Annotated in this window: 19 protein-coding genes; 6 read left to right on the top strand and 13 right to left on the bottom strand. The window is 61.5% G+C overall.

The features are described 5' to 3' along the window. The first annotated feature begins 30 nt into the window (after positions 1-30). Together MESOP_RS23800 and MESOP_RS23795 are read left to right on the top strand one after the other, a co-directional pair. Positions 31-414, top strand: coding sequence for a hypothetical protein (locus MESOP_RS23800; RefSeq protein ID WP_013895880.1), 384 nt, complete (start codon positions 31-33; stop codon positions 412-414). Positions 415-480: 66 nt separating this feature from the next. Further along, positions 481-918, top strand: coding sequence for a VOC family protein (locus tag MESOP_RS23795; RefSeq protein ID WP_013895879.1), 438 nt, complete (start codon positions 481-483; stop codon positions 916-918). Positions 919-982: 64 nt separating this feature from the next. Here MESOP_RS23795 and MESOP_RS23790 read toward each other — a convergent pair whose 3' ends face one another. The 5 genes from MESOP_RS23790 to purL form a co-directional block, all read right to left on the bottom strand. Continuing rightward, positions 983-2,251: a multidrug effflux MFS transporter gene (locus MESOP_RS23790; RefSeq protein WP_083833394.1), complete on the bottom strand. Its 1,269-nt coding sequence runs from the start codon at positions 2,249-2,251 to the stop codon at positions 983-985. 191 nt (positions 2,252-2,442) lie between these two features. Next, on the bottom strand, positions 2,443-2,778 hold the full coding sequence (gene grxD / locus MESOP_RS23785; protein WP_013895877.1) for a Grx4 family monothiol glutaredoxin: 336 nt from the start codon (positions 2,776-2,778) through the stop codon (positions 2,443-2,445). Positions 2,779-2,930: 152 nt separating this feature from the next. Further along, positions 2,931-3,164: a BolA/IbaG family iron-sulfur metabolism protein gene (locus MESOP_RS23780; RefSeq protein WP_013895876.1), complete on the bottom strand. Its 234-nt coding sequence runs from the start codon at positions 3,162-3,164 to the stop codon at positions 2,931-2,933. Between the two features lie 124 nt (positions 3,165-3,288). Further along, positions 3,289-3,813, bottom strand: coding sequence for a hypothetical protein (locus MESOP_RS23775; RefSeq protein WP_013895875.1), 525 nt, complete (start codon positions 3,811-3,813; stop codon positions 3,289-3,291). Next, the gene (purL, locus tag MESOP_RS23770; protein ID WP_013895874.1) at positions 3,810-6,041 is read right to left on the bottom strand and encodes a phosphoribosylformylglycinamidine synthase subunit PurL; all 2,232 of its coding nucleotides are present in this window, start codon (positions 6,039-6,041) and stop codon (positions 3,810-3,812) included. The genes MESOP_RS23775 and purL overlap by 4 nt, the downstream gene beginning before the upstream one ends. A gap of 162 nt (positions 6,042-6,203) precedes the next feature. Between purL and MESOP_RS35810 the strand changes: the two genes are divergently transcribed. Next, positions 6,204-6,368, top strand: a complete 165-nt coding sequence (locus MESOP_RS35810) for a hypothetical protein (RefSeq protein WP_013895873.1) — start codon at positions 6,204-6,206, stop codon at positions 6,366-6,368. A gap of 57 nt (positions 6,369-6,425) precedes the next feature. On the opposite strand, the gene MESOP_RS23765 is transcribed toward MESOP_RS35810, so the two are convergent. Continuing rightward, positions 6,426-7,844, bottom strand: a complete 1,419-nt coding sequence (locus MESOP_RS23765; protein ID WP_013895872.1) for an aminotransferase-like domain-containing protein — start codon at positions 7,842-7,844, stop codon at positions 6,426-6,428. 92 nt (positions 7,845-7,936) lie between these two features. Between MESOP_RS23765 and MESOP_RS23760 the strand changes: the two genes are divergently transcribed. After that, complete coding sequence (locus tag MESOP_RS23760) at positions 7,937-8,182, top strand: DUF1127 domain-containing protein (RefSeq protein ID WP_041164275.1); 246 nt, start codon at positions 7,937-7,939, stop codon at positions 8,180-8,182. Positions 8,183-8,187: 5 nt separating this feature from the next. On the opposite strand, the gene MESOP_RS23755 is transcribed toward MESOP_RS23760, so the two are convergent. The 4 genes from MESOP_RS23755 to purQ all read right to left on the bottom strand — a co-directional run bounded on the left by MESOP_RS23755 (position 8,188) and on the right by purQ (position 10,640). Then, positions 8,188-8,829 (bottom strand): Pr6Pr family membrane protein, encoded by a 642-nt coding sequence (locus MESOP_RS23755; RefSeq protein WP_013895870.1) that lies wholly within the window; start codon positions 8,827-8,829, stop codon positions 8,188-8,190. A gap of 2 nt (positions 8,830-8,831) precedes the next feature. Then, on the bottom strand, positions 8,832-9,239 hold the full coding sequence (locus MESOP_RS23750; RefSeq protein ID WP_041164273.1) for a hypothetical protein: 408 nt from the start codon (positions 9,237-9,239) through the stop codon (positions 8,832-8,834). After that, positions 9,236-9,901, bottom strand: coding sequence for a glutathione S-transferase family protein (locus tag MESOP_RS23745; RefSeq protein WP_013895868.1), 666 nt, complete (start codon positions 9,899-9,901; stop codon positions 9,236-9,238). Before MESOP_RS23745 ends, MESOP_RS23750 begins: the two co-directional genes overlap by 4 nt. A 70-nt stretch (positions 9,902-9,971) precedes the next feature. Continuing rightward, positions 9,972-10,640: a phosphoribosylformylglycinamidine synthase subunit PurQ gene (purQ, locus tag MESOP_RS23740; RefSeq protein WP_013895867.1), complete on the bottom strand. Its 669-nt coding sequence runs from the start codon at positions 10,638-10,640 to the stop codon at positions 9,972-9,974. 119 nt (positions 10,641-10,759) lie between these two features. Between purQ and MESOP_RS23735 the strand changes: the two genes are divergently transcribed. Further along, complete coding sequence (locus tag MESOP_RS23735; protein ID WP_013895866.1) at positions 10,760-11,506, top strand: hypothetical protein; 747 nt, start codon at positions 10,760-10,762, stop codon at positions 11,504-11,506. Here MESOP_RS23735 and MESOP_RS35805 read toward each other — a convergent pair. The 3 genes from MESOP_RS35805 to purC are packed head-to-tail and all read right to left on the bottom strand — an operon-like array spanning position 11,492 to position 12,748. Continuing rightward, positions 11,492-11,662 carry a hypothetical protein gene (locus tag MESOP_RS35805; RefSeq protein ID WP_013895865.1) on the bottom strand — a complete coding sequence of 57 codons (171 nt, stop codon included), beginning with the start codon at positions 11,660-11,662 and terminating at the stop codon, positions 11,492-11,494. The genes MESOP_RS23735 and MESOP_RS35805 overlap by 15 nt on opposite strands. 19 nt (positions 11,663-11,681) lie before the next feature. Next, entirely contained in the window at positions 11,682-11,924 is a 243-nt protein-coding gene (purS, locus tag MESOP_RS23730; RefSeq protein ID WP_013895864.1) for a phosphoribosylformylglycinamidine synthase subunit PurS, read from the bottom strand. Between the two features lie 29 nt (positions 11,925-11,953). Beyond that, complete coding sequence (gene purC, locus MESOP_RS23725; RefSeq protein ID WP_013532127.1) at positions 11,954-12,748, bottom strand: phosphoribosylaminoimidazolesuccinocarboxamide synthase; 795 nt, start codon at positions 12,746-12,748, stop codon at positions 11,954-11,956. 276 nt (positions 12,749-13,024) lie between these two features. Between purC and MESOP_RS23720 the strand changes: the two genes are divergently transcribed. Continuing rightward, positions 13,025-13,345: a DUF1476 domain-containing protein gene (locus MESOP_RS23720; protein ID WP_013895863.1), complete on the top strand. Its 321-nt coding sequence runs from the start codon at positions 13,025-13,027 to the stop codon at positions 13,343-13,345. The last annotated feature ends 47 nt before the right edge of the window (positions 13,346-13,392 follow it).

Here is a 13,392-nt window from a genome sequence, read left to right as displayed (position 1 = left end):
AACCCAAAGACCCGGCGAATATTGTGTGCGATGGTCGTGGCGGCCATCGCCTTGTTTGCGGGCTCCAATGAGGCCGGGGCAGGGCAACGCGGCTGCCGCAGCCCTGATCCCATCGACACCATCGAGGAAATGTCCGAGGCTATCTTCGCGTGTTGGAAGCCGCCGGCTGGAACCGCCGGCATGTCCCTGACATTGCAATTCTCGCTTCGCCGAAACGGCACACTGATCGGCAAGCCTCGGGCCACCTATTCCGATCTCGGGGCTGACGCCCAGCTTAGCCGGGCCTTCGTGGCTTCCATCCTCAAGGCTCTCGATGATGCCTTGCCACTGCCCTTTTCGGACAGCATGGGCGGGGCAATCGCCGGGCGTATGCTAACCCCTCGCTTCACGGCAACTCTTGAAGGTGCATCCTAGGGTGCGCGGCGGTTTTGGGGCAGTTTTATGAGTTGCGGCCTCGACGGTACCTTGTAGATTGGACGCATGGCGCTCAAGCGGATGGACAACATAGGAATCGTCGTCGATGACCTCGAAGAGACGATCGATTTCTTTCGCGAGCTCGGCCTTGAGCTCGAAGGGCGGGCCGCGATCGAAGGAGAATGGGCCGGGCGTGTCACTGGACTGGGCGATCAGCATGTCGAAATCGCCATGATGCGCACGCCGGACGGCCACAGCCGGCTCGAACTTTCCCGCTTCCTCGCGCCGCCTGTCGTCGCGGATCACCGCAACGCCCCGGTCAACGCCCTGGGCTACCTCCGCGCCATGTTCGCCGTGGACGACCTCGACGAGACGCTTGAAAGGCTCCGCAAGCACGGCGCGCGGCTCGTAGGCGAAGTCGTCCAGTATAAGGACGTGTATCGGCTCTGCTACATCCGCGGGCCTGGAGGGCTTCTCATCGGACTCGCCCAGGAACTCGGCTGAGCGCAATACGACGACGATAGCGAAGGCCGACCAATGTCAGCGTCCCACCAAGGGTTGGACCAGGCTAATGCAGGTCGGTAACGTGCCCTGAAACCGGCGGGTTGTGCGGCTGGAACATCTTGCCGCGCTCGGCGATGAGGATCATCAGCAGCGCTGCGACCGAAACGCTGCAGAAGCCGGCGGCAAGCGGCGTTACCGTGCCGTTGAACGCCTGGCCGATCAACGTGCCGAGAATGCCGCCGAGAAAAGTCTGCATGAAACCCAGGATCGATGACGCCGTGCCGGCCAGTTGCCCGAGCGGCTCCATGGCCAACGCATTGAAATTGGCGCCGAGCGCACCGAACGGCAGCATGGCGGCGGCAAAAAAGGTAACGAACAGCCACAGCGGCATCTTCAATTCCAGCGACACGACCAGCCATGCGAGACTGATGGTCAAGAACAGCAGCAGCGCGCTTTGCGACAGGCGGCGCATGCCGATGCGGCCGACGAGGCGCGAGTTCAGGAAGTTCGAGAAGGCGAGCACGCCCGCAACCCCGGCGAAGATGAGCGGGAACATCTCGCCGACATTGAATATGTCGACATAGATCTGCTGCGCCGAGGCGATGAAGCCGAACATGGCGGCGAAGATGAAGGTGCTGGCGAAGGCATAGCAGAGCGCGACGCGGTTGGTGAGCACGATGCGGAAGCCGCCAAGGATGGATGATGCCGTCAGCGGCCTGCGATGTTCGGGACGCAGCGTTTCAGGCAGGCGCAGCAGTGACCACGCCGACACCAGCAGCGCCCCGACGGCCATGGTGATGAAGATCCAATGCCAGGTGGCAAACAGCATGATGAACTGGCCGATCCCCGGCGCAATGACCGGTATCGCCATGAACACCATGAAGATCAGCGACATCACCTCGGCCATGCGTCGGCCTTCGAATGTATCGCGCACGATCGAGACGGCGATAACGCGGGTAGCCGCGGCCCCGACGCCTTGCACGACGCGGCATAGCAAAAGTGTTTCAAAGCTGGGTGCGATGGCTGCCGCGCCCGCCGCCGCCACGTAGATGATCAAGCCGGCGACCAATGGCGCGCGACGCCCGAACCGGTCCGAGATCGGCCCGAAGAAAAGTTGGCCGCCGCCGAAGCCGAGCATATAGGCGACCACGACATATTGCCGGTGGTTTTCGTTCTCGACGCCGAGCGAGGCGCCGATCTGCTGCAGCGCGGGCAGCATGATGTCGATGGCCAGCGAATTCAGCGCCATCAGCGCCGCGCACAGCGCGATGAATTCCCAGCGCGGAATAGACAGTTTGCTTGCCGATTGCGGCGCTATCGATTGCTGGTCCACGGCAAGTCCGATCTCTAAAAACGAAAACGCGCCGGCGGGCCGGCGCATTGGCTCGTCCTGGTCCCGATATCAGGGGGTCCCGATATCAGGGGGGCCCGACATCAGGGACGTAAAATTGCCGAGGTGGGGCCGCCCCGGTGCCCACAAACAGAAGTCAGGCATGTCGACAGCGACATGCCCAAAGACTGGAATCAGGCGGCGCCTTTGACGCTCACGCCTTTTTCGACCAGGAAGGTCTGCAACTCGCCGGCCTGGAACATCTCGCGGATGATGTCGCAGCCGCCCACGAACTCGCCCTTGACGTAGAGCTGCGGGATGGTCGGCCAGTTGGAATAGTCCTTGATGCCCTGGCGCAGTTCGGCCGAGTCCAGAACATTCACGCCTTTGTAATCGGCGCCAATATAGTCGAGGATCTGGACGACCTGGCCGGAAAACCCGCACTGCGGGAAACCGGGCGTGCCCTTCATGAAAAGGACGACGTCGTTGCCCTTCACTTCGTTGTCGATGTAGTCGTTGATACCGCTCATGGAATATCCTTTCACGCCTGTGGGAGTCAGGCTCGAAGCATGCCTTTCAAATAAACCCATAGGTTGCCCGAAACAAGAGTTTAGCCAAGCCATCGGCCAAATGGCGCAAAGGATGGGTTGTTTTGGGCCAAGCGGGTCTGAGGCTGTATGCCTCAGTCGGGAACGCTGGTCTGCAGCGCCAGCGCGTGCAGCACGCCGCCCATATTCCCCCTCAGCGCGTCATAGACCATCTGATGCTGCTGGACGCGGCTCTTTCCCCGAAAGCTTTCGGCCACGACCTCGGCCGCGTAGTGGTCGCCGTCGCCGGCGAGGTCGCGGATCGTCACTTTTGCGTCCGGAATGCCGTCCTTGATCAGTTTTTCGATGTCGTGGGCGTCCATTGCCATGAAAGAAATTCCTGTTTTCGGGCGGGCGGCGGCGTGGCTGCCGGTGCGATGAGAGTCGGGATAAACCTAAAGCCTTTCCGGCCGGGATTGAAGCCGTTACGTCCAGCACCGTCGCGATTGTGGCCTACGGCGCATTCTCATCCGGATGGACCGCATCGACTGGAGGATCGTCTTCGCGCATCGAGAAGGTGCGACCGAGGCTGAAGACCAGCACATAGAGCGGGATGTTGACCGCCAGGTTGGCAATCGGCAGATAGCTGGTCATCCGCCAGGCGGGCGAGAAGAACGGCTGGCCGTAGCCATCGCAGACCAGCGAAGAGCCGTACTCCCACAGCGCCCCGAGGATGGCCGCTACGGCGAAAAGCTTGAGGCAGGTGACGGCGCGCCTGGTCCGCGCCTGGTCCGGCAAGAGCCGGCTCCACAGCACCAGGCAGATGAGCGGAACCGCATAGATGAGGTTCTGCAGCACCAGCATCGGAAGCGTGCCATTGGCCGCCGCGAGGAACTCGGCGCGCGTTTCCAGCCTGGGGCAAACCTCGCTGGAGGTCGTCGATAGCAGGAAGAAGACGAACGGCCCGAGGCACCAGAAGAAGAACAGCGACGGCCAGAAAACGACTGCGAGCAGCGCCCGGGCAGCCAGTCTGCTCAACTGGCCTGATCCATGAAGCGCGGGAACCAGCCTTCGTGAGCGGCGGTCAGATCGCTGACAGGGATCGCCCTGGCATCGCCGAGCTTCAGCGTCTTGCCGCCGGTCGAGCCGATCCACGGCGCGAAGATGCCGAGTTCGCCCTGTTGCTTGCGGATGGCATCCCATTCATCGCCATGTGGATCGATCGACAGCGTCAGGAGGTAGCGCCCTTGGTCCTCGCCGAACCAGACGGGAATGGGATCGGTGCCGACGAGGCCGGGAACGGTTGCGCCTATGCCCGACGCCATCGCCATCTCGGCCAAGGCGACCGCGATGCCGCCATCGGAAACGTCATGCGCCGCGGTGACGATGCCGGACGCGATCAGCGAGCGCACATGGTCGCCGACGCGCTTCTCGTGCTCGAGGTCGACCGGCGGCGGCGGACCGTCGGAACGGCCGTGGATGTCCCTGAGATAGACCGATTGGCCAAGATGCGTTCCCCAGGAGGCGGGTGCGCCGACCAGAAGGATCATCTGAGATTCGGCGACAAAGCCCGTTCGCACCATTTTCGACCAGTCGGCGATCAGGCCGACGCCGCCAATGGTCGGTGTCGGCAGGATGCCCCGGCCGTTGGTCTCGTTGTAGAGCGAGACATTGCCCGACACGATCGGGAAGCCGAGCGCGCGGCAGGCATCGCCGATGCCTTTCACCGCGCCGACCAGCTGGCCCATGATCTCGGGCCGTTCCGGATTGCCGAAATTGAGATTGTCGGTGGCGGCGAGCGGCAAGGCGCCTGTGGCGGTCAGGTTGCGCCAGCATTCGGCCACTGCCTGCTTGCCGCCTTCATAAGGGTCGGCCTCGCAATAGCGCGGCGTGACATCGGAGGAGAAGGCGAGTGCCTTGGTCGGATGGCCCTCGACGCGCACCACGCCGGCATCGCCGCCGGGAAGCTGCAGCGAGTTGCCCTGGATCAGCGTGTCGTATTGCTCCCACACCCAGCGGCGCGAGGAGAGATCCGGTCCGCCGAGCAGCTTCAGCAGCGCATCGGCAACGTCGGCCTGCGGAATGTCGTCGGCGGCAAGCGGCGCCGGCTTCTTCGGCTCGACCCACGGCCGGTCGTACTCCGGAGCCTTGTCGCCGAGATCCTTGATCGGCAGGTCGGCGACCTGGTTGCCCTGGTGCAGCACACGGAAGCGCAGGTCGTCGGTGGTCTTGCCGACGATGGCGAAGTCGAGCCCCCATTTGTGGAAGATCGCCTCGGCTTCCTTTTCCTTCTCGGGGCGCAGCACCATCAGCATGCGCTCCTGGCTTTCCGACAGCATCATCTCGTAGGCGCTCATGCGCTCCTCGCGCACCGGCACCTTGTCGAGATCGAGCTCGATGCCGAGGTCGCCCTTGGCGCCCATCTCGACCGCCGAGCAGGTGAGGCCGGCCGCGCCCATGTCCTGGATGGCGATAACCGCGCCCGAGGCCATCAGTTCAAGGCTAGCCTCCAGCAGGCATTTCTCGGTGAAGGGATCGCCGACCTGCACGGTCGGGCGCTTCTCGTCGATCTTGTCGTCGAATTCGGCCGAGGCCATGGTGGCGCCGCCGACGCCGTCGCGGCCGGTCTTGGCGCCGAGATAGACGACCGGCAGGCCGACGCCCTTGGCCTCCGACAGGAAGATCGCATCGGTCTTGGCCAGGCCCGCTGCAAAGGCGTTGACCAGGATGTTGCCGTTGTAGCGGGCGTCGAAATTGACCTCGCCGCCGACCGTCGGCACGCCGAAGGCGTTGCCGTAGCCGCCGACGCCGGAAACCACGCCTGAGACGAGGTGCCTGGTCTTGGGATGATCGGGTGCGCCGAAACGCAGCGCGTTCATTGCCGCGATCGGACGCGCGCCCATGGTGAAGACGTCGCGCAAGATGCCGCCGACGCCGGTCGCCGCACCCTGGTAGGGCTCGATGTAGGAGGGGTGGTTGTGACTCTCCATCTTGAAGACGACGCAGTCGCCGTCACCAATGTCGACCACGCCGGCGTTTTCGCCTGGGCCCTGGATGACCTGCGGCCCGGTGGTCGGCAGCGTGCGCAACCATTTCTTCGAGGATTTGTACGAACAATGCTCGTTCCACATCGCCGAGAAGATGCCGAGCTCCGTAAAGCTCGGCTCGCGTCCGACAAGATCGAGGATGCGCTGATACTCGTCGGGCTTCAGCCCATGCGCGGCAATGAGCTCTGGGGTGATCGGCACGGAATTGGAAATGGTCATGGGCGGCGGTTGATGTCCATGGGAGCGGGGATTTTGAGTCCCCTCTTATCGCAAGCTTTGCGGCCGATACACCCGTTGATCGAGGAAAAAGACAGAAAGCAACCTTGGGAACGCTAAGGGTGTCCCGCCGTTAGGGTCTCAACCACTGAGGAGACCCGCACCATGGCTGACAAGCAAGGCAAGAACGACAATCGCCTCTCGGATAAGGAGGCCATCCATATCGCGGAGACCACCGACGTTTCGCCCCGGCAAGCCAAGGAACTGGCTGAGAAGCACGGCAAGGAGAAGGCCAAGAAGGAAGCCAAGAACTTCAAGGCGGAGGGCTGATCCGAGATCAGGCTTCCGAGCGGCAGTTTCGCAAGCCGGCCTGCGTGGTGCAACGGCTCAGGAGAAACTGTCGTAGCCGGCGCGGCCCTCGTCGAGGAGACGCCGGATAACCGCAACGCCGTCGGCGACATCCCCGCGCTGTCTCGGCTGTGAAACGCCGAAGCGGATGCCGTGGAAAACCTGCTCGGAGCGCCCGGCCTTGAACTGGTCCTCATCATTGATCAGCACGCCGTGCTCAAGGCAGGCATTCTTGAAGGTGCCGGAAAGCCACGGGTCTGGCAGTGTAAGCCAGACAAAGGGCACCTTCTCGTGCGACTTGAATGCGAAGCCGGCCAAAGTCTCGCGCACGATGGCGATGCGGGCGCTAATTTCAGCGATGCTGCGCTTGCGGATATCGCTGGCCTGACCGGAAAGCACCAGCCGCGCATTCACCTCCGCCAGAAGGAAGGGCATGCCGCCGGTCATCATCTTGTGGGCGACACGGATGCGGTGGCGATAGGCGGGCGGACAGGAGAGCCAGCCGCCGCGAACGCCGGCCGCGACCGACTTCGACAGGCCGCCAGCGACAATGGTGCGTTCAGGGGCATATTCAGCGAGCAACGGTGTCGGATCGTCGGTCAGATGACCATAAAGATCGTCCTCGATCAGGATGACATTGTATTCGCGCGCAACCCGCGCGATCGCCTCGCGACGCGCCGCCGACAAGGTCGCCAGCGTCGGGTTCTGCACCGTCGGCATCAGGAAGATCATCTTGGGATGTTTTTGCGCGCAGACGCGCTCGAAATCATCGGGGTCGAGGCCTTCATCGTCCGATGCCACCAACGCCGTCCGTCGGCCGATCAGGCTGGCGCTGCGGGAAATCTGTGAATAGGTGAGGTGCTCGAAGGCGACATAATCGCCAGGGGTGGTCAGCGCGGCGATCGCTGACATCACCGCGGCAAGCGTGCCGAGCGTCGGGACAACGGCGTCGGCATTTGGGTGGAAAGAATTGCGTGACAGCCAGCGGGCACCGGCCTCGTACCAGCGGTCGGGAAAATCGCGCGTGTAGCTTGATATCTCATGGGGATGGTCCTGCGCCACGCGCGACAGGACATCGGCGACATCAGCGCCCTGGCCGATGTCGGGCGCCGCCATGCTGTCGAAACGCAGTTCGCCGCGCGGCGCGTCGATAGTGCGTGTGCCTTCACCACCGACGTCCGGAGCCAGGAAGTCCGGTTTTGCGCCATCGGCGCGCTGGCCGACCACATAGGTTCCGCGCCCGACTTCGCCGCTCACCAGCCCCCGTTCGCGCAACAATTGATACGCCCGGCCGACCGTGCCGACCGTTGTGCCGATGTCATAGGCGAGGTCGCGCTGTGGCGGCAGTTTTGCGCCAGCATCGATCACGCCACGGTCGATGTCCGTTTCGATGGAATCCGCAAGCCTTTGGTATAGCGGGCCCGAGCCGGCGGTCAGGTCTGGAAGCCAATTTGTCATGGTGACAATTTTCTATATTGCACCGAATTATGAGTCAATACATATCAGCCATGCGCTAAAAAAGGTGCAATTTAGACCATTGGCAGAAAGAAATGGATACAATCGCGACAATACGTCATTCGAGAACCGAGGGCCAGATTATGCGCCCGTCCGGCCGGCGCGGCTTCGTCAGCCGTCTGGCGCGGCTGGCCAGGTCGCTGGCGAGGTGGATCGACTATCTGCTGGATCGCCGGCGCAGCCGACTGGCATTGCTGGAAATGACAGACGACCAACTCAAGGATATCGGCATCTCCCGCTGCGACGCCCATCGCGAGGGCATCAGGCCGATCTGGGAATAGACGCCCTAGCGGGCGGTTTTGGTCCGCAGGCGAGCAACTCCCTGGTCTGCGAGAACGGCGACGACGCATATCACCAGGAACAGCCCGGTGATGGCCAAAGACGCCATGGCGACGCTGCCCCAGCCGTTCTTGGCGACATCGAGGAACGAGTAGGGCACCTCGCCGGCGAGCGGCGCCCGCGCCAGTGCATAAATCAGATACGCGATGGGGTAGAGCACCCACCAGGAGATGTCGCTCCAACGCGTCTTGCCGTCGGCGCCCGACATCAGCCACCACAGCACGAACAGCACCGGCGTCACATAGTGCAGCAGGACATCGCAGAGCAGGAACAGGCCCTGCGGCTGCCAGAGGCGTGCCAGCACCGTGGCATAGACGATCATGACCATGGCGATCGAAACCGCGACACCCGCACGCATCCGTGGCCCGGCGAAGGCAGGCAGCCATGCGTAGCCGGTGGGCGACAGCAGCGAGGCGTGCACCAGCACCGCGCCGATGTTGGTCAGGATGGTGAAGAAGCTGAAATAGAAGACGATCGAGCCGAGCAGACCGCGGCCGGCTTCCATCGATGCCGGAACGGTGATGCAGAACTGCAGGACAAGTCCGGCCAGGCCGATGATCAGACCCGCGACCGGCAGAAAACGACCCATGGTCAGGCGGTCGCGGCGCAAGCCGGGTTGCCGGCTTGCCAGCGGGCAATGTCGGAACCGATGCGCGCGCCGAGCGGATCGTTCATCAGCGGTCCGAAGGCGTCGACGCGGCTTGAATTGCCTTGCGCCTGCACGACCAGCAGGGGCTTGCCGCCATAATGCTTGGCCGGCACCAAAAGGAAACGCGGCGTGCCGCTGAACGAATTCAGTTCGTTGGCCATCTGATATTGCTTGAAGGCCGGGTCCTTGCTGGCGATCCAGCACTTGTGGGCTGCTATCGCCACTTGCTCCATGGCCAGCAGCGCCGCACTTTTGCCCGACGGGACCGGCACGCTTTTGGGGGTGGACTGGCAAGATGCAAGGGCGAAGCCTGCCGCGGCAACCAATGCGATCGTCCTGGTCTTGATCAAGCGGCACCCATCTCGAGTTCGGACAGAAAGGTCTCCAGGCCATCGGTCATTTCGCCCCATACCCGCGACAACGCCGGATGCTGCAGGGCGATCTGCTCATAGGCATCGAATTTGGGATAGGCGTCGAGCAGGTCGTTGCGGCCCGTCATGGCGCGGAAATTGTTGAAGATGAACCGCGTTGGCGTCAGCCAGGCATCGGCGAAGCTGATGTCGTTGCCGAGCGCGAAGGGGCCTTGCGCCATGCGCGCCTCGATCGCCGCCAGCCCATGGTGCAGGCGGGCGAATTGGGCGTCGATCTCGGCGCTGTTGCGCTTCGGCACGGAATGCAGTTCGAAAAGCTTCATCATCGGCGTCAGCACGTCGAGATCGGTGATGCGCGCGAACATGCGCACCAGTGCGCGGTCCTTGGAATCGGGTGGCAGCAGCGCCGGCTCGGGAAAGCGCTCCTCGAGATATTCGGCGATGACGACCGATTCGACGATCGTTTCACCCGAGCCGGTGATCAGCACCGGTATCCGGTTCATCGGCGAGATGGCGCGAAATCCTTCAGGGATCGGAAAACCCGGCGGCGGCGCGATGATCTTGATCGGCACGTCCTTGACGTAGGCGAGCGCCCGCACGATCGACGAGTAGGGCGACAACGGCCGCGAATAGAGTTTCATGACCGTCTCTCTCCCCAGAGCAATGGACTTGATGTCCTTGTAAACTTTAGCGCATTCTCGGCTGAAATCGTCAAGCGGCGATGCCGAGCGCGCTCTCGAACAGCGCACGGCCGTCGCTGCCGCCATGGGCGGCTTCGATCAGGTTTTCGGGATGCGGCATCAGGCCGAGCACATTGCCCCGGTCGTTGATGATGCCCGCGATGTCGTTGATGGAGCCGTTGGGGTTGGTGCCCTCGGCATAACGGAACACCACCTGTCCTTCGCCTTCGAGGCGCGCAAGTGTGCGGGCATCGGCAAAATAGTTGCCGTCATGATGCGCTACCGGCGAGCGGATGATCTGGCCCGGTTTGTAGCGGCTGGTGAACATGGTGTTGGCATTGGTGATTTCGAGCTTCACCTGCCGGCAGACGAATTTCAGCGAGGTGTTGCGCATCAAGGCGCCAGGCAAGAGACCGGCCTCGACCAGGATCTGGAAACCGTTGCAAACGCCGATAACCGTCACGCCCTTGGCCGCCTTTTCGGCGACCGCCCGCATGACCGGCATGCGCGCCGCGATCGCGCCGCAACGCAGATAGTCACCGAACGAGAAGCCGCCGGGGATGGCGATCAGGTCGACATCGGGGATTTCAGTGTCGGTCTGCCAGACCGTAACCGGCGGTTTTCCCGAAATCTTGGTCAGCGCCGCGATCATGTCGCGGTCGCGGTTGAGGCCGGGAAGGAGGACGACGGCTGATTTCATGACATGTCCAGCTGATTCAAGAGGCATATCCGGAACTGGCGTATCGGCAGCGTATTTGCGGGTCAAGCGCCAGTTAAGGCTTTTAAGCTATTTTGCGGTTGCAAACTGGGCAGGCAAATTTGAAGAGCGGCTGGGAACTCAAATTCGAAGACCAACGTTGGGCATCTGGCGTTTCCGGTGCGACGGTGCTGCTTTTGTCGGCATTCATTTATGCGTTTTTCTCTCAGGCCGACGCCAATTTCGCTACGGCGTTTTCGAGAATTTTTTCGCTTAAAGTCGATCTTGGACTTTGCTCTTCATCCTTTGCCAATTTAATCATGGCCCAGATTGCCTATGCGCTGGCGATTTGCCTCGTCCTGCTAGGATTTGTGTTCGCCCTTGGCGTCGCAGCCATTGCTGATGCTACAAGCAGGATGCGGTATCTCAAGCTTGCGCTAGGAACGTTAGTATTGCTGCTCATCTTTCTGGCGTTGGCCATGAAGGATGACGGCCTTTGGCTTGACTCCACCACCCGTAGGTCTATTTCGGCACATTTAAGTATAGTGGATGCATGCACGCAAAGTCACAGTACCGATTTCCTTCGCGTCTATGTCATGAGTGCGTGGCTTTTTGTTGGATCATGGATAGCCATCACGGTGGATATCATATTCTTTAGAATTATATACTTTAAGAGAAACTACAGCGATCTACCGAAGGATCCAGCGTTTCGTGCCGAAATATTGGCGATCCACGCCAAATACGGTGCCGTTCATCGGCCGATACAAAAGCCGCCATGGACATTTTCCCTGATGGCTTTTGTAGGTTTCTTGCTATTCATAGCGGTGCATAGCCTATACAAGTTGGCCGCCGTTTTAGGCGTCCTTTAGGCGGAATTCGATGCGCTCAAGCCGGGCATCCCGACGAGCCAGCACGCCATAGATATTCTTCATGTCGCTCTCGGTGGCGATGAGATGAAGCTCACCGACTCGATGATCTAGGCGCTTCAGAAGCTCGTACATCAGCTCATTCGTGACTTCAGGCATCGGTGCCTCCGGCACAACCCTAGGTAAGCGTCACACTATAATTCTCAATCACCGTGTTCGCCAGCAGCTTGTCGCACATGGCTTTCAGGTCTGCCTCGGCTTTGGCCTTGTCGCTTTCCGCCAGCTCGACGTCGAACACCTTGCCCTGCCGCACTGCGCCCACGCCATCAAAGCCCAGTCCGGACAGCGCGTGTTCGATCGCCTTGCCTTGCGGGTCGAGCACGCCATTCTTGAGGGTAACGGTAATGCGGGCCTTGATCACGCTGGACATGCTCCTGTTCGAACTCTTGGTTAGTGCGGCTTGCCTTTGAGGCCGTCGGTCGAGGCGACAAGCACCGGGCCGGTCGGGCGCGGCGGTTCGTTCTCGTTCATGATGCCGAGGCGGCGGGCGACTTCCTGGTAGGCTTCGACCAGGCCGCCCATGTCGCGGCGGAAACGGTCCTTGTCGAGCTTGTCTTGCGTTGCCACGTCCCACAGGCGGCAGGAGTCCGGCGAAATCTCGTCGGCGACGACGATGCGCATCATGTCGCCTTCGAACAGGCGCCCGCATTCGATCTTGAAGTCGACGAGCTGGATGCCGACACCCATGAACAGGCCGGAGAGGAAGTCGTTGACGCGGATGGCCAGCGCCATGACGTCATCGATCTCCTGCGGGCTTGCCCAGCCGAATGCGGTGATATGCTCTTCCGACACCATCGGGTCGTCGAGCGCGTCGGCCTTGTAATAGAATTCGATGATCGAGCGCGGCAGAACCGTGCCTTCCTCGATGCCGAGGCGCTTCGACAGCGAGCCGGCGGCGACATTGCGCACCACCACTTCGAGCGGAATGATCTCGACTTCCTTGATCAGCTGCTCGCGCATGTTGAGCCGGCGGATGAAGTGCGTCGGAATGCCCATGCGGTTCAGGTGATTGAAGATATATTCGGAAATGCGGTTGTTGAGCACGCCCTTGCCGTCGATGACCTCGTGCTTCTTCTTGTTGAACGCGGTTGCATCGTCCTTGAAGAACTGGATCAGCGTGCCCGGCTCGGGTCCCTCATAGAGGATCTTGGCCTTGCCTTCATAAATGCGGCGGCGATTTTTCATCTGAATTTTTCTCTGGATTTGCGGGCAGGCGGCAAGCGACCAGTTCCTGTCCGTCTGCCTAAATTAGTGTGGCGACGGTTGGGTTCAATGCCGGGTCTATCCCAATCACATCGTTTGCTCAATCGGCAAATCCCCCCAATCAACCGCTTTCGGGACCGAAATGCCGCAGCGCAGCATGCGACGAAGCGTATTGACCGGCCCGCGACCTTTTGGTTTGTGCTTTGGCAACACACATATCCTTTTGCAAACGAATCGCATTTGACCCGGAGGGACGCCATGAGCAGCATGAAAGACCGCGAAGAGGGCTTCGAACGCAAATTCGCATTCGACGAGGAGCTTCGGTTCAAGGCCTCCGCCCGCCGCAACAAGGCGCTCGGCCTTTGGGCCGCCGAAAAGCTCGGAAAGTCGGGCGCTGACGCCGATGTCTATGCCAAGGAAGTGGTGGTTTCCGACATCGAGGAAGCCGGCGACCACGACGTGTTCCGCAAGATCCGCAAGGATTTCGATGCCGCTGGCGTCGACCAGTCCGACCATCAGATCCGCCGCACCATGGACGAGCTGATGGCGCAAGCGATCGAGCAGATCAAGAACACCTGATCCGGCCGAATCTGGTTCCGCAAAAGTGTCCCACGGTTTTGCGACGG

The sequence above is a fragment of the Mesorhizobium opportunistum WSM2075 genome (genome assembly GCF_000176035.2).
GTDB lineage: Bacteria > Pseudomonadota > Alphaproteobacteria > Rhizobiales > Rhizobiaceae > Mesorhizobium > Mesorhizobium opportunistum.
Note: the sequence above shows the minus strand (reverse complement) of the source record. Positions and strands in the feature narration are given on the sequence as shown.